The sequence below is a fragment of the Parapedobacter luteus genome, from assembly GCF_900168055.1.
Lineage (GTDB): Bacteria > Bacteroidota > Bacteroidia > Sphingobacteriales > Sphingobacteriaceae > Parapedobacter > Parapedobacter luteus.
In genome coordinates this window covers 96,273-115,861 of record NZ_FUYS01000011.1, presented here as the reverse complement: position 1 = coordinate 115,861, position 19,589 = coordinate 96,273, and the positions used below count along the sequence as shown (strand labels likewise).

General features: G+C 49.2%; 13 protein-coding genes. 9 read left to right on the top strand and 4 right to left on the bottom strand.

Translation table 11 applies throughout. The features are described 5' to 3' along the window. The first annotated feature begins 208 nt into the window (after nt 1-208). From B5X72_RS17630 to ku, 4 genes are all read left to right on the top strand, one after another. The gene (locus B5X72_RS17630; protein WP_079718243.1) at nt 209-3,130 is read left to right on the top strand and encodes a SusC/RagA family TonB-linked outer membrane protein; all 2,922 of its coding nucleotides are present in this window, start codon (nt 209-211) and stop codon (nt 3,128-3,130) included. Nucleotides 3,131-3,143: 13 nt separating this feature from the next. Beyond that, nucleotides 3,144-4,589 carry a RagB/SusD family nutrient uptake outer membrane protein gene (locus B5X72_RS17625; protein ID WP_079718261.1) on the top strand — a complete coding sequence of 482 codons (1,446 nt, stop codon included), beginning with the start codon at nt 3,144-3,146 and terminating at the stop codon, nt 4,587-4,589. Nucleotides 4,590-4,740: 151 nt separating this feature from the next. Continuing rightward, nucleotides 4,741-5,901, top strand: coding sequence for a Gfo/Idh/MocA family protein (locus tag B5X72_RS17620; RefSeq protein WP_079718242.1), 1,161 nt, complete (start codon nt 4,741-4,743; stop codon nt 5,899-5,901). An 82-nt stretch (nt 5,902-5,983) separates the two neighbouring features. Continuing rightward, the gene (gene ku, locus B5X72_RS17615; protein WP_079718241.1) at nt 5,984-6,739 is read left to right on the top strand and encodes a non-homologous end joining protein Ku; all 756 of its coding nucleotides are present in this window, start codon (nt 5,984-5,986) and stop codon (nt 6,737-6,739) included. A 20-nt stretch (nt 6,740-6,759) separates the two neighbouring features. On the opposite strand, the gene B5X72_RS17610 is transcribed toward ku, so the two are convergent. The 3 genes from B5X72_RS17610 to B5X72_RS17600 form a co-directional block, all read right to left on the bottom strand. Next, nucleotides 6,760-7,734 (bottom strand): NAD-dependent epimerase/dehydratase family protein, encoded by a 975-nt coding sequence (locus tag B5X72_RS17610; RefSeq protein WP_079718240.1) that lies wholly within the window; start codon nt 7,732-7,734, stop codon nt 6,760-6,762. After that, nucleotides 7,731-8,519 carry an SDR family NAD(P)-dependent oxidoreductase gene (locus B5X72_RS17605; protein WP_079718239.1) on the bottom strand — a complete coding sequence of 263 codons (789 nt, stop codon included), beginning with the start codon at nt 8,517-8,519 and terminating at the stop codon, nt 7,731-7,733. Before B5X72_RS17605 ends, B5X72_RS17610 begins: the two co-directional genes overlap by 4 nt. Nucleotides 8,520-8,638: 119 nt before the next feature. Then, nucleotides 8,639-9,388 (bottom strand): TrmH family RNA methyltransferase, encoded by a 750-nt coding sequence (locus B5X72_RS17600; protein ID WP_079718238.1) that lies wholly within the window; start codon nt 9,386-9,388, stop codon nt 8,639-8,641. 5 nt (nt 9,389-9,393) lie between these two features. Between B5X72_RS17600 and tamL the strand changes: the two genes are divergently transcribed. Further along, nucleotides 9,394-11,742 carry a translocation and assembly module lipoprotein TamL gene (gene tamL, locus B5X72_RS17595; RefSeq protein WP_079718237.1) on the top strand — a complete coding sequence of 783 codons (2,349 nt, stop codon included), beginning with the start codon at nt 9,394-9,396 and terminating at the stop codon, nt 11,740-11,742. Between the two features lie 20 nt (nt 11,743-11,762). Here the strand turns inward: tamL and B5X72_RS17590 are convergent, their stop codons facing one another. After that, nucleotides 11,763-12,296: a hypothetical protein gene (locus B5X72_RS17590; protein ID WP_139378767.1), complete on the bottom strand. Its 534-nt coding sequence runs from the start codon at nt 12,294-12,296 to the stop codon at nt 11,763-11,765. A 48-nt stretch (nt 12,297-12,344) separates the two neighbouring features. Between B5X72_RS17590 and B5X72_RS17585 the strand changes: the two genes are divergently transcribed. The 4 genes from B5X72_RS17585 (at nt 12,345) to B5X72_RS17570 (ending at nt 19,587) form a co-directional block, all read left to right on the top strand. After that, nucleotides 12,345-13,919 (top strand): gluconokinase, encoded by a 1,575-nt coding sequence (locus tag B5X72_RS17585; protein ID WP_245826988.1) that lies wholly within the window; start codon nt 12,345-12,347, stop codon nt 13,917-13,919. A gap of 13 nt (nt 13,920-13,932) precedes the next feature. After that, on the top strand, nt 13,933-15,252 hold the full coding sequence (locus B5X72_RS17580; RefSeq protein WP_245826986.1) for a gluconate:H+ symporter: 1,320 nt from the start codon (nt 13,933-13,935) through the stop codon (nt 15,250-15,252). A gap of 151 nt (nt 15,253-15,403) precedes the next feature. Further along, nucleotides 15,404-16,468: an efflux RND transporter periplasmic adaptor subunit gene (locus B5X72_RS17575; protein ID WP_079718259.1), complete on the top strand. Its 1,065-nt coding sequence runs from the start codon at nt 15,404-15,406 to the stop codon at nt 16,466-16,468. Nucleotides 16,469-16,479: 11 nt separating this feature from the next. Then, nucleotides 16,480-19,587: an efflux RND transporter permease subunit gene (locus B5X72_RS17570; RefSeq protein WP_079718234.1), complete on the top strand. Its 3,108-nt coding sequence runs from the start codon at nt 16,480-16,482 to the stop codon at nt 19,585-19,587. Nucleotides 19,588-19,589: the final 2 nt, after the last annotated feature.

Genomic DNA, 19,589 nt, shown 5'->3' with positions numbered 1-19,589 from the left:
GTATTTCTAAATCAATTCAACAATTGCGCCTTGGATATGAGCTCGAGGTGGTCAATGCTTGCAAATCATTATTGCAAATGTAAGCAACAAGGCGGTGTGTTGATATTTTTTTTAAAAAATAAGCGATTTGTTGGTGTTTGTTTGTAAAAATCTCACCTTTGGCCGTTATTTTTATAATCAATCACATGAGTAAACATTTTACAAGCTTATTTTTGCTGTTTTTTTTTTTCTTTCTAATGCCGTTTTTGCCCAAGAACGGACAGTAGTAGGTAATGTAATAGCAGAAAACGATGGGTTGCCTTTACCAGGGGTAAGTGTGACCGTAAAAGGATCGCCCAATTTGGGTACAAAGACAGACGAAAATGGGGGCTTTGCGATGCAAGTTCCCAACGGAGCAACGACGCTGATATTTCGTTATATCGGCTTTTTAGAGAAAGAGGTTGCGGTGGGTTCGGATCCGCTGACCGTGTCCATGCAGGATGATGCCCAACAACTATCTGAAGTCATCGTGACGGGGTATAACACGCAGAACCGGCGGGAAGTGGCAGGCTCGATCTCCACCGTGCAGGCAAAAGACTTTGAATTGGTACCGATTGGGTCGTTCGACCAGTCCATCCAAGGACGAGTGCCCGGCGTATTGATCCAAGCGAACTCGGGACAGCCTGGTGCGGCGGCTTCTATTTTGATCCGTGGTAAGGGATCGGTGTTGGGAAGCAATGACCCGCTGTTTATCATGGATGGGGTGGAAATCACAGCGAACGACTTTTCTTCCTTAAATCAGGCAGATTTCGAATCCATATCGGTGTTGAAGGATGCTTCGGCAACGGCACAATACGGATCACGTGGAGCTAATGGCGTGGTGCTAATCACGACAAAACAGGGGAAAGCCGCCCGCACACGCATCGATTACAACGTTCAATATGGCGGATCGACCATTCCGGAAAACCGCTTGAGGGTAATGAGTACCGATCAGAAGCTGGATTTTGAATTGCTCAGCGGAAATCCTTACGAGTGGACGGATGCAGAGTTAGCTGAATTGCGTCAAATCAATACCGACTGGGAAAAGGTATTTTTTCGGACCGGCCGTACCGCTAATCATACGCTGAGTGCCTCAGGCGGAACAGATAATACGACTTACTTTTTGTCGGGTTCTATATTTGATCAAACTGGAACGGTGCGTAATACGGGCCTTAAGCGCTATACTGGCCGTGTAAACGTGAGCGGTACGGCCGGAGCCTTTAACTTCGGTTTAAACAGCACATTTGGGTATTCCGAGTATCACAACACATCCGAAAACAATACTTCCATCGCTTCGCCACTAAACGCCATCCGTTGGTCAAATCCTTACGAAACGCCGTACGATGCAGAAGGCAATTATACGCAACTTGTGTCTGGACAGCCGAATGCGCTGTCAGAACTGTTGGAAAATCGGGACGCTCGCCAGCAGCTTAAAGGAGTCGGAAACGTCTATGTAGAGTACCGAGCACCTTTTCTTGAAGGCCTAACCGCCAGGACATCCTGGGGCGGCGACTTCCGGTCTAACGAAACGGCGGCCTACACGAGCCCGGATACATATTCGGGAAGTTTTGATGTGGGTGGCCAGGGAAGTCTCTTTCGGGAGCTTGATCGGTACTTCCGGTACACCGGAACGACATCGGTGGGCTATGGTAAAACGGTGTCAGAAGACCATACCTTCGCTGTAACGCTCTACAATGAGATCATCAACAATACATTGCGTTCCTTTGAATTTACGGGTTATGGATTGGGAGGTGCATTTGACAACGAGGCGGGCATTACACCAGGCAACGCGGAGAATGGTTTCATCCCCGATGTGGGTGGCAATGGTAGTGCAAATGCTTTGCTGTCTTATTTTGCAGATATTAAGTATAGCTACAAGAACCGTTATTACTTAGATATAACCGGACGACGTGATGGTTCATCACGATTCGGTGCTGACCGCAAATGGGCAAACTTCGGCTCGGTGGGCTTCAGCTGGATCGTGTCGGATGAGGCCTTCATGGAACCGTTGAAACCGATCTTCAATAATTTGAAATACAAGATCAGCTACGGATCGGCCGGTAATCAGGCGGGCATTGAAGACTTCCAGTCGCGCGAACTCTACGCACGGGCTGTTTATGCGGGTGTGGGTGGATTGGTGCAGGACCAACTGGCCAATCCGCTGCTGCAATGGGAGCGTAAAAGTACGTTCAACACTGGAGTTGAATTTAATACGCTAGGCGGCCGTCTTGGCGCTACCATAGAATATTACAATTCCATTACCTCCGACCTCTTCCTCAATCAGCAACTGTCCAGGACCACAGGCTTCACATCACTGACCGCCAACATCGGCGAACTTCAGAACTCCGGAGTGGAAGTCTTTCTCGATGGCAATTTGATCAGGACGAAGGACTTTGTCTGGGGCTTGAATTTGAGCTTTACCTATAACAAAAACAAAGTGCGTAAATTGATAGGCGACCAACAGGAAATCATCAGCACTATCACCATCAATCGTGTAGGTGAATCAATAAACTCCATTTACGTGGTGCCGTATGCGGGGGTAAATCCGGATAATGGGAATCCACTGTATATCGACCTCGAAGGAAATGTGACAGAAGATTACAGTCCTTCGTTTCGAAGGATTGTGGGATCATACGAAGCCCCGTACTTCGGCGGTTTTGGTACCAGTTTGAGCTACAAAGGATTTAGTGCAGACGTGTTTTTCTCGTTTATCACTGGACATTCGATTTTTAATAACGACCGGGCTAACGTAGAAAACCCCAACTACGTGAGTGACAACCTGGCAGCGGTAATGAGTACGGCGTGGAAGCAACCGGGCGACCAAACACAGATCCCGCGTGTGGACTATCCGTTTTTCCGCAGCAGCACATCCCACTTCGTGGAAGATGGCGATTTTCTACGCCTGCGCAATGTAAATTTATCCTACACGCTACCCCGCCAGTGGCTGGACAAGATTGGTGTGAGTAACATACGGCTATTTGCACAGGGCCAAAACCTGGTGACATGGACGGATTTTCAGGGATTTGATCCGGAAATGGCGCGGGGTACATTAAATGGTGCGCAGTATCCGGCGCTACGCACATACACATTCGGATTAAATGTTGGGTTTTAACTTGGAGGGCATTATGAAAAGGAGAAATTTTATTTTAGGGCTGGCAGGTGTTTTTTCGTTGTCAGCATGCAACAGTATCATTGATATCGAGCCAGAGTTCGTAAAAGATGGAAGCCAGATTTTTACAACCATCGAAGATTATGAATACGCCTTGACCGGGGCTTACTCCCTCTTCAGAGAAGTGGGTTATTTCGCTAGTGGTGCGCAAACCACCAGCACATGGGCCAGTCTACCGGACATGATGGGCGACAACTTGGTAAGGACCACGGAGGACTTGGCTAACTGGCAGGAACAGGTCAATTGGGTCTATGAATCAACTGATAGCGATATCAACACGGCTTGGCAGGAGGCCTATAGCGTGGTAGCACAGGCTAACTTGGTACTGCGGAATATCGACCAGTTCAGCGCCACCAATCCGAAGGCCGTCAACCGTATTAAAGGACAAGCGCTCGCGATTCGGGCGGTTGCGCATTTTGATGTCTTACGGTATTGGGGTACAGACTATGACTTGAACAGCACAGGACCGGGAATTCCTTATGTGGAAATCGTAGACATCAATAACAAACCTTCACGGCTGACAGTTGCCGAGAGCTGGGCAAAGATTTTCGCTGATATGACGCAAGCCGAAACATTGTTGGGCAATGTAGACGGTACGATCAATTCGGGAAACAGTAGATCTTACCTCGATCAAAAAGCTGTGCGGGCGCTGCTGGCGCGAATGTACTTGTATGCCGGACAGTATGAAGAGGCTGAAGCTTTTGCTTCCCAAGTAATCGCAGAGGAGCCCTTGGCAACAGGTGCTGACTTTGAAGGGATATGGACGGATGCGTCGACCGCTGAGGTGCTGTGGGCTGTGCCGTTCAATGCGGGCGAAGGGTCGCCGTCTTCGGGTGTGCATAATGCACCTTCCAACCGAAACCGCTTCCGTCCGGCGGATCCCTTGCTTGCGTTGTACGATCAGAATAACGACATACGGTACGGCACCTACTTCGGCGTGCGTTCGCTTTCGGGCGCCCCGCGCAACATCTTACGGAAATTTTACGGAAGAGGAAATGCCTCCGACAACCTGGTTAACTGGAAGGTAATCCGTACTGGTGAATTGTACCTGATACGCGCTGAAGCCCGGGCGCGGCAAGGAGGGGCTAAGGAAGCGCTGGCCAATACCGATCTGAATGATCTGCGATCAGCACGTATAGCGGATTATGCCCCGGAGACGTTGACAGGAAGCGCCCTGATAGAAGCGATTTTTACGGAACGTAAAAAGGAGCTTGTGGGTGAAGGTCATCAGTGGTTTGACATAAAACGGACGACGCGGACAATCGAACGTACCGACCCCGGACTGCTTGCTGGCAGCGGTGTGATCCTCACCCCGGAACACCGTGCCTGGGTATGGCCGGTTCCGCAGTCGGAAATCGACGCAAACGAAAACATTCGTGGACAGCAATCAGCGGGTTACTAATCTGCTGTGCATTTAAGTGCTTTTGGGCTGCTCTCACTCGTTGGGAGCAGCTTTTTCTTTGTATTGCCTCAAGCTTTTTTTAGCTCAACCCAACAATTCGAGCCCTTGTGTGTCTTCTTGGAAGAAAGGATGTTACCAATCGACAACGCTTATGGAACAAAAAGGTTTTTTTTCAGGTAAAGGCGTGTATACCCGCAGGCAGTTCGTAGGCCAGCTATCCCTGATGGGCATTGGAGGAGTTGCCTTTGCCGGGCTATCCAGCATTGGCGGTTGCACGTCGCCGAGCAACCAGCAAGCAGAACAACGTACCGACCAGCAACAGGCGCAGCAGAAACTGGGCATTGCCCTGGTAGGGCTAGGTCAGTATTCCGAAGGGCAGTTAGGTCCAGCATTGAAAGATACCGATCATTGCTACCTCGCCGGTATTGTGACCGGCACGCCTGCCAAAATCGACAAGTGGCGACGCAGCTACGATATCCCTGAAGGGAATGTGTATAACTATGAGAATTTTGATACGATTGCCGATAATCCAGATATTGATATCGTATATGTGGTGCTGCCCAATGCAATGCATGCGGAGTATACCATACGGGCACTTCAAGCCGGTAAGCACGTTATCTGTGAGAAACCCATGGCCGTGACGGTGGAAGATTGCGACCGGATGATTGCAGCCGCGAAGGAGGCGGGTAAACTGCTCTCCATTGGCTACCGGCTACACTTTGAACCGCATAATATTGAGATGATGCGGTTTGGTCAGGAAAAGCGGATGGGGGCGATAACGCATATCATGGCAGAAAACGGGATGAACGGTACGGAAGGTTGGCGGCTGGATAAGGCCCTCGCTGGTGGTGGCCCCTTAATGGACGTGGGCATCTATTGCGTGCAAGCCGCACGGTATACAACAGGCATGGAACCCATCGCCGTAACGGCTGAGGAGGGGACTAAAACGGACCCAGAAACTTTCAAGGAAGTGGAGGAATCGCTGACCTGGCAAATGGAATTCCCAGGTGGTGTGACAGCATTGTGCAAAACCAGTTATTCAGAAAGCATGAACCTGCTACGGGCAGAAGCCGAACACGGATGGGCAAAGCTGGAACCGGCGTATCCATACTCCGGAATACAGGGAGAAACTTCCGAGGGTGAAATGGATTGCGAAGGCGTAAACCAACAAGCACTCCAAATGGATGATTTTGCCATAGCGATTAAGGAAAATCGGCCGACCCCCGTACCCGGTGAAATGGGCCGGCAGGACGTGAAGATACTACAAGCCATCTATAAGGCCATGGAAACCGGCCAACGGGTGGAGGTGTGACGTTGGATGGACGCTTGCAGAGGCCATACCAAAGTGCCTCCAACAAAACGGACGTTTTTTTGTTTCTACGGAAAAAGGAACGATGCGGGCAATTTGGACAGGAGCAATCGGATTTGGACTGGTCAATATTCCAGTGAAATTATTTAGTGCGACAACGGATAGCCGACCGGATTTGGACATGCTGGACCGGAAGGATTTATCACGGATACGGTATAAACGTGTCAACGAACGGACAGGTAAGGAGGTGGACTGGGACAACATCGTGCGTGGCTATCTACTGGATGACAACTACATCGTGCTGGATGAGGCTGACTTTGAAGAGGCTAGCCCTGAAAAGACAAAAATGATAAACTTACAGGTTTTCGTGAAAGAAGCCGATATTGAGAGCATTTACTTTGAAGCGCCGTATTACCTTCAACCCCAAAAAGGTGGTGAAAAGGCATATATGCTGTTGCTGAAAGCGTTGGAAAAAACAAAAATGGCGGGCTTGTCGACCTTTGTCCTTCGCAATACGGAAAACTTGGCTATCATTCGGCCATATCAAAATATATTGATGCTCAATAAACTGCGGTTTCAGGAGGAAGTTAGGGGTGTTGATGAACTTAATGTCCCCGAAAACGTAAAAATTGCTAAGCAGGAAATGGATATGGCAGTGCAGCTAATTAAAAGGCACTCGGGAGCATTCAATATCGATGACTATAAAGATGAATATAGCAAAGAATTGATGAAAATCATCCGGGCTAAAGCAAAAGGTAAACGGCCTACTGTGCGGAAGATGAAAGTGAAGCGCACTGACTCCAACGACCTGCTTGAACAGTTGCGGGCAAGCTTAGGGTAGTCGTATAGGCTTGATTTTGATCATAACATACCTTGTGCCTTAAACCACCGGATGGCATCATCGATTCCCGAGTCGATAGGTCTGAAGGTTACCCCTAATGCTTGCTGGGCTTGGTGATTGGAGTAATAGTTGTTGACGCATAGAATTTTCATGTTGACAGACGATAGGGGCGTTCGGATGCCGATGCTTCTTAGCACGTCGCCGAAGTAACCTGCGGCCAACAGAGCCGGCTTGGGCACGGTAACCAGCAGCGGGTTGCCGGTAGAATACCCGGCCAGTTTTCTGAAAAAGCCACGGTAACTCAGGTTTTCGCCAGCGAGCAGGTAAGCCGCCCCGTTTTCGCCCCGTTCGAGTGCCTCAACAACCCCCTGGGCTGCATCTTCGACATGGACGAAATTTTTGCCGCCGGGGGGGTGAAACACGATCTTCTTGCCGTAGCCCATACGGATAATGGCACCTGAGCTGGGCTTACCATCATAAGCGCCAATCATGAAAGTCGGATTGACGACCGTAACGGCCAAGCGATCTTTGGCGGCGAGGGCACACTGCTCGCCTTCCTGCTTGCTCCGTGCATAATGGGCCTCGGTGAAGGGCGATTTCATGGGCTGCGTTTCATTTCCCGGTCGCTGCATGCTGCCGTAGCCGAAGGTGTTGGCAGTGCTGACGTAGACCACCTTTTTTATGCCATTGGCCAGCGCGGCTGTGATGACCTGTTCGGTCCCGGCAACATTGACGCGGTGATAGTCTTTATAATGCAGCAGGCTCATATCAGTAGTGGCCGCACTATGGATGATGTAGTCGCACCCTGCTACGGCGCGTGCAAGCGACTTGGGGTCGGTAATATCACCGATTGCCAGTTCCAGTTTGTCTTGTGGCGGCAAAAGAAATTTTTTGGCATCGCGGATAAGCCCCCTAACCCGGTAACCGCGCGCCAGAAGTGCGATAATGGTATTCGTGGCCAGCAGGCCATTTGCCCCGGTAACCAGTACGTTCATGCGCGGTTGATTTCTTTCTTGATGGCGTTAGTGAGCAGCGGTAGCCGGATATAGACAGGGAGAAATTTCATAACCATCCAGGTGAGCTTGTTTACCCAATTGAGCATAATCAGCGAATCGCGCTTGAATAGCCGCCGGATGGATATGGCGGCGACTTGATCAGGCGTAAGCAATCCCATCGTAGCGAAAAACCCCTGTTGCTGCAGACGGCTGGCTGAATCAGCATTGGTCATCATAGGGCCGGGGTTGACAAGACTAAAAAATACATTGCTGTCTGCAAATTCTTGGTATAACCCTCGTGTAAGGCTATAGACAAAGGCCTTAGAGGCGGGATAAACGGTTTTATAACCAATCGGACTGTAGGCAGCGACGCTGCCTACATTGAGTACATAGGCCTTGTCACGTTTCATCAGGTTGGGAAGCAACTGGTGGGTAAGCAGCGATGTGGCTTTTACGTTAAGCTGGATAATGCGGTCAAGGTAATCGACCGTGACGTCCTGAAAGCGTTGTGTGCCGCCGCATCCCGCATTATTGATCAAGATGCTTAGGGCGAACCTCTCGTTGACCCAAGCGGCAAGGGCAACGATGTTATCTTTTTGTGTGAGGTCCGTTTCATAACAATGGGCTTCTTGCCCCAAAGCTACTACTTGAGAGGCTACAAAATCCAACCCTTCACCCGGCAGGCTAACCAAAATGGTGTTGATTTGCCTGCTGGCCAGCTCCAGTGCAAAGGCTTTTCCCAAGCCTTGGCTAGCCCCCGTGATTAATGCGTAGGTTTTATTCATCGCCTGTAAATTTACAACAGGTTTTGGTTTGTCATATACTGGAGGTAAAATAAAATTCGTTAATTTTTGTTAATAAATTACTCATCGCCAGTGCGATATTTTTGGGCGGTATTTCTGAATTACAGGGTTTCCTTACGAGCTAATGCTGAGCAAAACAGCGCAGCTGAGATGGCTACGTTAAGTGATTCGGCTTGGCCAACGCGGGGGATGGTGATATGGTGGTTAATGTGAGGCAACACGGCCTGGCTGATGCCATTGCCTTCATTGCCCAGTACAATAAGCCCTTCGTGGCCGAAATCCGCCTCATAGAGCGATAAACCGTTCAATACCGCACCGAAGATAGGCACCGGCGCTTGCGCTACCAGCGCCCGGATATCGGTGTAAACCAGTTGCATGCGGGCAAGTGATCCCATGCTGGCCTGCACGGCTTTGGGATTATAGGCATCTACCGAGCTGACAGAGCAGATGATGCGTTTTAATCCGAACCATTCGGCAGTGCGGATAATGGTACCCAGATTGCCAGGGTCCTGGATGTCATCCAGTACCAAGTGAAATGTGTTGCGCAGCATGTTGTCAGTGATTGGGGGGGCGGTAGGGATACGTACAAGTGCAAGCACGCCCTGGGGCGTCTTCAGCGCGCTGATACGCTGCAAATCCGAGTCGCTGATTTCATCCGATTTTATATTTTGCGGGATTTTAGTCAATTTTGTAGCCGCTTGGGAGGTGTAAAAAACATGTTGCACGGTATAATCTGAACGGAGAAATTCCGTTACGGATTTAACGCCTTCTACGACAAACAACCCATGTTCCCTACGGAATTTTTTATGTTGGAGTGAAGCGATGGTACGTATTTGCAGTTTTGAAAGCATAGTTAATGGATAAACGGGATTGCCTTTTTGTGTATGCAAGTATACTGCTTTTGCTGATATTATTCGCATCCTGCCGCTCGACAAGACTGCTGGAGGAAGGGCAGGCGTTGGTGACCAAAACAGAAATTGAAGGGATCGAACCCCGGCTGACGGAGCAGGCAAAGGCGTATATTCCGCCTGACCTACGGCCGAATTCTCGTATAAATCTATTCATCTATAACTTGGCTAATGCCAGAAAGGGACGTTATCGGACAAAGAATATCCGCAATGTGGGCGAACCTCCGCATGTGCTCGATAGCGCGCTGGTCGACTTTTCTACGCAACAAATTAATCGTTACCTTGCATCCAAAGGGTATTTCAATGCTGAAGTAAGCAACAACATTGTATTAAAAGGAAAACGGGCACATATTTACTTTCATGCAAACCTGGGCGTGCCTTATACGGTACGCAATGTACATGTGAATATAGCCGACCCCCAATTAGCACAGGTATATGCCGAGCACGGTGTCATCGGCCGTAAAGTGCGGCCTGCCATGCGATATGATGCCGATTCGTTGGTCGCTGAGCGCGAACGGATATACCACCTGATGCGCCAGCAGGGTTACTACGAGTATTTGAGGCAATATATGCGGGTAGATGTGGATACCAGCCTTCGTAGAAACCAAGCCGATCTCAAGCTCATCGTGGATAATCCGGAAGGGCAAGCTGCACATACGAAGTTCACTATTGATAGCAGCTTTGTCATCATCCAGCATAGCCGTGATGACCTGAACCATGTGATGCCGAAGAAAATGGTGTTGGACAATCAGGTGTATGTTGAGGATTATACCGGCCGCTTTCATCCGGCGCCTATCGCCCGTTACCTCTTCCACCACCATGGGGATGCCTATAATGTTGATCTGGAGAACCTTACTTACGACCGCCTATACGAACTAAACGGATTCCGCAGTGTGAAAATCGCGTATAGCAAGCCCGACTCCAATCGGCTTAATGTGTATTATGAGCTTACTCCTCGACCATATATGGCCAATCAAATCGAGGGTGAATACACGTTCAATTCGGGGATGAGCGGCTTTAATGTTGGCAATACCTTTACCCACCGCAATTTGTTTGGTGGACTGGAACAGTTGGAGGTAAAGCTACGTTATGGCGTGTTGTTTGATTCCCGGTTGCCAGGCAATCTGCTCGATAGGGTGTTCAACAACGATTTTCAGGTAGGGGTAAACATTACAGTTCCCCGGTTGCTTACACCTTTTTCCGTACCGCTCGGTGGAAGAAACGGGTTGCCTCGAACGATTTTTTCGGCCAACATCCAGGCATTTGACCAGTTTCAGACGTATTCCAACCGCTATTTTAGCGGAACACTGTCTTATAATTGGTCTGATACCCGATATAAGCACCACACACTGACGCCACTAGTGCTGGAATATCGGTATGGGCAACTGAATGAAGAATTTGCGCAGCGGTTAATCGATCAAGGCTTTTTGCTTTACGTGCGGAGCAATAACAGGGCTTACTTCGGGTTGGGGTCGCAGTATGTATACACATTGAATGCCGTGAGGCTATCCCGGCTGGAAGACTTTATTTATTTCCGTGGCGCACTTGACCTAAGCGGCAACCTGCTGGGGGTAGCCAGCCAAGTGATAGACTTCCAGCGGAATGTGGATGGTGAAAAGGAGGTGTTTGGCGTGCCGTATTTGCAGTATGCCAAGGCAGAGACGGATTTGCGGTACTACCGGTATTTCGGGGGTGACAGGCAATTGATTGTCCGGCTTAATCCGGGAATTGCCGTGCCTTATGGCAATAACTCCAGCCTGCTGATTTTTGAGAAAAGTTTTTTTGGCGGGGGCATGAACGGCATCAGGGCATGGCAGGCACGTACGCTGGGGCCGGGCAATTACAATCGCCAGGTGCTGGACCCTGGATTGCGCCTGAACCTGCGCAACCTTGATCAGTTGGGCGAAGTCAAACTGGAAGGTAATGTGGAGTATCGCTTTAAGGTATTGAATGACTTATTTGGAGCAAAACTCAAAGCGGCGACCTTTGCCGATTTTGGTAATGTATGGCGGATAAAGGAGAATGAATTAAACCCGGGCGGTGAATTTAGGTTCGATAAATTTTTGGGGCAGATGGCAATCGGCACAGGGGTAGGGCTGCGTTTTGATCGCGGCTATTTCGTGATCCGACTGGACGCCGGGCTGAAAGTGCGCGATCCGCAATTCGACGGCGCAAATCAATGGGTGATTACGGAACTTTTCAATAGCCGGGAGTTTAAGGAACAATATCGTATCACCAATGCGCCAGACCGCTACAATTTTGTACAATATAATTTTGGTATCGGGATGCCTTTTTGAGTCCGAGGGCTACTCGCATTTCAAACCCAATCTTTGATGCCGTGCACGATGGTCTCGACGATGTTTTCCAGATCTAACCCTTTGCTATAATTGAAGATAAACAACCCCACCAGTATGATGACGGCTAAGACTATCATCCGCTTGAATAGGTAAGCGGCGAGGAGGATCACCGCCGGAACGAGAATCAGGAAATACCAGCTGATGGCAATGGGATTGAGTCCATTGTCGTTTTTTACCACATAGTACAACCGGCCATGCGAACCTTGTTGATTACGGTGCTTGATGAATACAAATGCCGATGACTCAATGGCGTTGGGTGTTATGGCTACCCCTTCACGGAATTCCAATTCTTGCTTAAAACCGTTGACAACAAATTGATAAGTGCCTGAAACCGAAGTTAACGGATTTTCGTCAGCATCCGTGGCGATGACTGCCAATTTGCCGTTTTTAATAAGGTTTTCTTTAATAATAAAATGGTTAATGATATTTTCTTGTTGCGCATGCAGCAACGTCGAAACGCATAGGATAACCATGGAACAAAGAACCTTTCGCATGCTCACTGATGTTGGATGGTGCAATGTTAAGGAAAAAACGGAAAAGTTATGTATTTTTCTATATTTGTGGACACGATTGTGTTTTACTTCATTTTCCAATTATATAGCGTAACGACACTAATGGATTATATTATCGGCGTAGATATCGGTACTTCCGGCACCAAAGCGGTTGCTTTCGGCATCGGTGGTGAAGTGGTTGCGGAATATCGCATAGGCTATGGTATTTTAAATCCGCAACCTGGCTATTTCGAACAGGAACCCGATACGCTGTATATGGCGGTCATCCAGTCCATCGCTGGGGTGGGGCAGGCGGTAGCGCACACTGCTCCCGGCAACCGTGTACTGGGCGTGGGTTTTAGCAGCGCTATGCACGGCCTGATCGCGGTGGACGAACAAAACGCGCCGTTGACCAACTGCATCATCTGGGCTGACACGCGAAGCGAGATGTTTGCGACCCAGCTCAAGGCGACGGCCGCGGGACTCGATATTTATTTGAAAACCGGGACACCGATCCATCCCATGTCGCCATTGTGTAAACTGGGCTGGATGCGTGAACACCTCCCCGCCACGTTTAGCCATGCGCATAAATTTATCTCCATCAAAGAGTATGTATTCTTCAAGCTCTTCGGCCGCTACGTTGTGGATGAATCCATCGCTTCGGCTACAGGGCTATTCGATAGCACCGCCTTTGATTGGTATGCACCGGCTTTGGCGCTGGTAGGCATCTCCAAGGCGCAATTGTCGACGCTTGTGCCGGTTACCCATACGCTGACAGGCCTGGATAAGCAGGCGGCGAAGGTGATGGGCATCCCGGAGGACACGCCCTTTGTTGTTGGCGGAAGCGACGGTTGTCTGGCCAATCTTGGGGCGCATGCCATTGCGCCCGGAGACGCGGCGGTGACCATTGGTACAAGCGGTGCAATTCGGATGGCGTCCAGCTTGCCCAAAACCGATAGCCAGGCACGTACATTCAGCTATGTGCTGACCAAAGACTTATTTGTACTGGGTGGGGCGGTCAATAACGGCGGGGTGGTGTTGAGCTGGTATAACGATAATTTCGGTGTCGCTGGGACGACCATTGAGGACGCGTATCAGCAGCTGGCTGAAGAGGCGGCCTCCGTTCCAGCAGGAGCCGAAGGGCTGATCTTTTTGCCTTATCTTGCTGGCGAGCGGGCACCGCATTGGGATGCTAACGCGAAAGGACTGTTTTTTGGGGTACAAATGCACCACCGTAAGGCTCATTTTACGCGGGCTGTATTTGAAGGAATTGTATACGGGATGTACAGCGTGGGGAAGGTGTTGGAAGAAATCAGCGGCCCTGTTCATGTCATCCATGCCAACGGTGGTTTTGCACGCTCCCCCATGTGGGTACAGCTATTGGCCGACGTATTTAATAAGCAGGTGCTGGTTAAGGAAAGCGTGGAGAGTGCAGCCAAGGGAGCGTTTATGGTCGCCCTAAAAGCGTTGAATAGGATTACTGATTTTCGGGATGTGTTGGAAGATACTGTCACTGCGCGTTATCTGCCCGATCTCGACAACCATCAACGCTATCAGGAAAATTTCAGACTGTTCGAACGACTATATGGCAGAGTCAAAGACGAATTTTATCACTCACCTAATTAAACCAATTTAGACGATGGTGCCTATTCTTATTGTTGTATGTGGTGTATTGTTGCTGTTGTTGCTTGTTGTGGTGTTCAAGCTAAGCGCTTTTTTTTCCTTGATTATCACCTCATTAGCGGTAGGGGTGGCCTTGGGGATGCCTATTTCGGATGTGATTGGTTCAATAGAGCAAGGAATGGGAAGCACACTGGGGTCGTTGGCCTTGATATTGGGTTTTGGGGTTATGCTGGGCAAATTGATAGCCGATGGTGGTGGGGTACACCGGATTTCAACCGTCTTGATTAATGCTTTTGGGATAAAGAATGTGCAGTGGGCCGTCGTATTGATCGGATTTGCGGTGGGCATCCCCATGTTTTATAACGTGGGGTTTGTGATTCTGGTACCGTTTGTTTTTGCGATTGCAGCCCAGACCAAGCTGCCGCTTATCTATGTGGGGCTGCCGATGCTGGCATCGCTGTCTGTGACGCATGGCTACTTGCCGCCGCATCCAGGACCAACGGCTATCGGTACACTATATCATGCCGATATGGGGCTTACGCTTATTTATGGGATCGTGGTAGCCATACCAGCGGTGATAGTAGGAGGGGTGCTTTTTTCTTGGACATTGAAAGGTATCCACCCCAATCCTCCCGCCCAATTTATGCAAGCGGATATGCCGTCCGATGAAGTGGTTCCGGGATTTTGGAGTAGTCTGTTGACTGGGTTATTGCCAGTATTGCTAATCGCGATTGCTTCGGGCTTTACTTTTGTGCTTCCCGCCGATTCTGCCGCGCTGCGCGTAATGTCATTCATCGGTAACCCCATTATTGCACTGTTAATTTCGGTATTTGTTGCCGTTTTTACCATGGGTATCGCCCGCGGAAAAACCATGCAGGCTGTTATGATAAGCTTGGAAGAGGCGGTGAGCAGTATAGCGATGATTTTGTTTATCGTCGGTGCCGCCGGTTCGTTCAAGGAGGTGCTCGTAGATAGTGGAGTGGGCGATCACATCGCCGCCTGGGCAGGCCGTCTTTCTTTCTCCCCTTTGGTACTGGTGTGGGCTATTGCGGCAGTAATCCGGGTAGCCCTCGGCTCGGCAACAGTAGCAGGTCTGATGGCTGCCGGTATTGTATTGCCGCTTATTGAATCTACCCAAACAAGCCCCGAACTGATGGTTTTGGCAACGGGCGCTGGCTCGTTAATGTTCTCGCATGTCAACGACACCGGATTTTGGATGTTTAAAGAGTATTTTGGCCTCAGTATCCGTGACACCATTTTATCGTGGTCACTGATGGAAAGTATCGTGTCCGTCGTTGGGCTCCTCGGCGTGCTGCTGCTGGATATTTATATATAGCCCGTCGTGGTTAAATATACCTATTCCGTAAAAAATGTGATACAGCGATAAAATACCTAATGTTTGCCGTAGTTTTGACAAACGAAAAGCGCTATATTTAGATCTTTTTGAGGTGGAGGGCGTACCCGAAACCGACCTTTCAGATACTAAAATGAATAAGAAATACCTATATATTGCGATAGCTATCGTTGCTGTGGCCTTTGTAAGTTATCGGTTGACCCGAAGCAGTAAAGCGAAAATCGCGCCACCTGATGCAGCGCAGGGGGGGAGTCCGATGGAAGTTAATGGTATTGTAGTGGAACCCCGCGAGTTTGCTAACGTCATCACCCTGTCGGGTTCGATCGAGCCCAATGAGCAAGTGCAGATACGTAGTGAAGTATCCGGTATTGTCAGACAACTGGCATTCCGGGAAGGGACAATGGTGCAGAAGGGACAGCTGCTGTTGCGTATCGATGATTCTGAATTACAAGCACAGCTTATACAGGCACAAAGCCGCGAAAAACTGGCTGAAGATAATGAAAACCGTGCCCGCTTGTTGCTGGAAAAGGAAGCCATCAGCCAGCAGGAGTATGATGTGGCGCACGCTGACTATGAGTCTGCCAAGGCTCAAACGGCGCTGATTCGGGCACAAATCGCAAAAACCACCGTTCACGCCCCTTTCAGTGGAAAGGTAGGCCTCCGCTCAATTTCGGAGGGCGAGTACCTCACCCCCACCACGATAGTGGCCAACTTGATGAGCATCAACCCGGTAAAGATTTTGTTTTCGGTTCCTGAAAAATACAGTAGTCAGGTGCAGGTAGGCCAAGCACTGAAATTTAGCGTCAGTGGTTCGGAGACGATGTATCATGCAGAGATTTATGCCATCGAGCCAGGTGTAGATGCTGCGACGCGGACTATTAGTATCCGGGCGTTAGCCGAAAATCCGAACGGGCAGCTTTTTCCGGGTTCTTTTGCTCGCGTTGAATTGCCGTTAAGCCGTTTGGAAAATGCTATCTTGGTACCTACCGAAGCTATTATTCCAGTTCAAAATGGCAAACAGCTGTTCCTATATAAAAATGGAACGGCTATGGCTACCCCCGTAGAAGCAGAAAATCGGACACGGAGCGATGTGTTGATAAATAACGGGGTGGCAATAGGCGATACGGTAATCATATCGGGTTTGATGTCGCTCAAAGACGGTATGCCCGTGCGTATCAACCTTATGGAAACAGATTAAATGAAACAGCAATGAGCTTGTCCACCATTAGTATCAAGAGGCCGGTTCTTACCATTGTAATGAACCTGATGCTCATTTTGTTCGGTGTAATTGGATATACCTTTCTTGGTGTCCGTGAGTTTCCCTCGATAGACCCGCCGATCGTATCGGTGCGGACAAGCTATGCAGGGGCAAATCCCGACATCATAGAGTCTCAAATCACCGAACCTTTAGAGCGTGCCATCAACCAAATCGATGGAATACGGAATATTTCTTCATCGAGTAACCAAGGCTCCAGCAACATTAATATCGAGTTTGTGCTGGGGAAGGATCTGGAAGAAGCTGCCAATGATGTACGGGACAAGGTTTCGCAAGCTATGCGCAGCCTACCGGATGATATCGACTCTCCTCCGGTGGTCTCCAAAGCGGATGCGGATTCCGAACCGATTGTTATATTGACTGTCAGAAGCGAGACACGTGATCCGTTGGATTTAAATGATATTGCTGACAATGTAATTGCACAGCGTATTCAAACGATATCGGGTGTAAGTGCGGTACAAATTTATGGCCAGAAGCGCTACGCGATGCGTTTGTGGATCGATCCGATGCGTTTATCGGCTTATGGTATTACGCCGCTGGATGTACGTAATGCACTCAACCGCCAAAATGTGGAGCTTCCTTCAGGAAAAATTACTGGAGAGAATACCGAGCTGGCAATCAAGACTATAGGTAACCTGACAACGGAGGAAGATTTTAACAACCTCATTATCCGGTCTGAAGGCGATCGAATCATTCGATTTAGTGACGTGGGCAGAGCGGTATTGGCCGCTGAAAATTTAGAAACGAATATCCGCGAATCGCTGACACCTTTGGTCGCCCTTGCCGTTATCCCACAGCCGGGTACAAATTACATCGAAATTGCCAGCCTGTTGAGCGAACGTGTGGAACAGCTGCGGAAAGAATTGCCGCCCGACATTTCACTAGAAGCATCCATTGATAATACCATCTTTATAAAAAAGTCAGTAACAGAAGTGGCTGAGACTATCTTGATAGCTTTGGTCCTGGTGGTATTGATTATTTTCGTCTTTTTCAGAAACTGGAGTATTGCTTTCCGGCCGTTGATTGATATACCCGTGTCACTTATCGCTACGTTCTTTGTGATGTACTTGTGTGGGTTTTCGATCAATGTGCTGACCTTGCTCGCCATTGTGCTAGCGACAGGCCTTGTGGTTGATGACGGCATTGTAGTGACGGAAAATATCTATAAGAAAATAGAAGAGGGAATGTCGCCTATACAGGCGGCCATCAAAGGATCCAATGAAATTTTCTTTGCCGTTATCTCCATTTCCATCACGCTGGCTGCCGTGTTCTTGCCGGTGATGTTCATGGAAGGCTTCGTAGGGCGCTTGTTCCGGGAGTTTGGTGTAGTCATCGCGTCGGCGGTATTGATTTCTGCTTTTGTGGCGCTGACACTGACGCCCATGCTGAACGCCTACCTGATGCGCAAGGGTGGTCCTAAGCATTCCAAATTTTACCATGTGACAGAGCGTTATTTCGTAAAAATGACAAAGGGCTATGCACATTCGTTGCAGCAGTTTATGCGAATGAAGTGGGTCAGTTTCCCTATTCTTGCATTATGCTTTGGACTTATCGCTTGGTTTTGGGTACACCTTCGGAAGGAAACGGCTCCCTATGAAGACAGAAGTCTGATAACCGCCAATATTACCGGACCGGAAGGCAGCTCATACGAATACATGGATCGTTTTATGGTAAAATTGGCCCAATTGGTAAACGATTCTATTCCGGAGAAGACGACGAATATTGTGAATACATCGCCGGGGTTTGGGTCTGGCGGCGCCAATAGCGGCCGAATGCGCATCCGCCTTGTATCCCCCGAAGAAAGAGAGCGCTCGCAAGAGGAGATCGCTGATGCATTGACGCGTCAAACGCGTAGGTTTACTGAGGCTCGCACGTTTGTCTCACAACAGCCGACCATTTCGGTAAACCGACGCGGGGGGATGCCCATCCAGTATATCATACAAGCGGTCAACTTCCAAAAATTGGAAGAGAAAGTGCCGGAATTTATGAGTAAGGCAACAGCTGATCCGACATTTGTCAACGTAGATGTAAACCTGAAATTCAATAGACCTGAACTTAATATCAGCATAGACCGCGAGAAGGCACAAAGCTTAGGGGTGTCAGTATTGGATGTGGCCCAGACATTACAATTGTCACTGAGCGGTCAGCGGTTTGCCTATTTTTTGATGAACGGAAAGCAATACCAAGTGATTGGACAATTTATGGATCAAGATCGGAGCTCGCCACTGGACTTGGCAGCCGTGTCCGTGCGGAGTACAAACGGCGGCTTGGTCCAGTTGGATAACCTGGTGACAATGGAAGAACGTAGTAGCCCGCCGCAGTTGTACCACAACAATCGGTTCATGTCTGCTACGGTTTCTGCATCGCTGGCACGTGGAAAGACCATTGAAGATGGTATCAACGCTATGGACAGGATTGCAAGCGAAGTGTTGGACGAAAGTTTTTCTACCGACCTGGGCGGTGAATCGCGCGATTTCCGTGAAAGTAGCTCCAATACATTATTTGCTTTTGGCCTGGCGTTGTTGTTGGTCTACTTGATTCTGGCCGCACAGTTCGAGAGCTTTTTGGACCCGTTTATCATTATCCTCACAGTGCCTATGGCGGTGGCGGGTGCAATGCTGTCCCTTTGGATCACGGGCGAATCGTGGAATATTTTCAGCCAGATTGGTACGGTAATGCTCATTGGGCTGGTTACAAAAAACGGTATTCTCATCGTGGAGTTTGCCAATCAACTTAAGGAAAAAGGGTTGCCTGTACGGGAGGCTATTGTCGAGGCGGCTGAGGCACGGCTTCGCCCGATTTTAATGACCAGTTTGGCCATTGCATTGGGAGCTTTACCCATTGCCGTAGCCTTTGGAGCTGCGGCGACTAGCCGTATTGGTATGGGAGTCGTCATCGTGGGAGGAACCTTATTTTCTCTGATACTTACCTTGTATGTTATTCCTGCTGTTTATGCGCTTTGGTCAAGGGAGCACAAGGTTAACCATGAATTAGAAGAAGCTAAACGCATAGAAGAAGAGGTGATGGCCGGCGTGCATTAATT

Excerpts from the sequence above, each read along its gene's own strand:
- B5X72_RS17625 (WP_079718261.1), top strand. The coding sequence starts at position 3,144 with ATGAAAAGGAGAAATTTTATTTTAGGGCTGGCAGGTGTTTTTTCGTTG.
- B5X72_RS17620 (WP_079718242.1), top strand. The coding sequence starts at position 4,741 with ATGGAACAAAAAGGTTTTTTTTCAGGTAAAGGCGTGTATACCCGCAGG.
- ku (WP_079718241.1), top strand. The coding sequence starts at position 5,984 with ATGCGGGCAATTTGGACAGGAGCAATCGGATTTGGACTGGTCAATATT.
- B5X72_RS17610 (WP_079718240.1), bottom strand. The coding sequence starts at position 7,734 with ATGAACGTACTGGTTACCGGGGCAAATGGCCTGCTGGCCACGAATACC.
- B5X72_RS17605 (WP_079718239.1), bottom strand. The coding sequence starts at position 8,519 with ATGAATAAAACCTACGCATTAATCACGGGGGCTAGCCAAGGCTTGGGA.
- B5X72_RS17600 (WP_079718238.1), bottom strand. The coding sequence starts at position 9,388 with ATGCTTTCAAAACTGCAAATACGTACCATCGCTTCACTCCAACATAAA.
- tamL (WP_079718237.1), top strand. The coding sequence starts at position 9,394 with ATGGATAAACGGGATTGCCTTTTTGTGTATGCAAGTATACTGCTTTTG.
- B5X72_RS17590 (WP_139378767.1), bottom strand. The coding sequence starts at position 12,296 with ATGCGAAAGGTTCTTTGTTCCATGGTTATCCTATGCGTTTCGACGTTG.
- B5X72_RS17585 (WP_245826988.1), top strand. The coding sequence starts at position 12,345 with ATGTATTTTTCTATATTTGTGGACACGATTGTGTTTTACTTCATTTTC.
- B5X72_RS17580 (WP_245826986.1), top strand. The coding sequence starts at position 13,933 with ATGGTGCCTATTCTTATTGTTGTATGTGGTGTATTGTTGCTGTTGTTG.
- B5X72_RS17575 (WP_079718259.1), top strand. The coding sequence starts at position 15,404 with ATGAATAAGAAATACCTATATATTGCGATAGCTATCGTTGCTGTGGCC.
- B5X72_RS17570 (WP_079718234.1), top strand. The coding sequence starts at position 16,480 with ATGAGCTTGTCCACCATTAGTATCAAGAGGCCGGTTCTTACCATTGTA.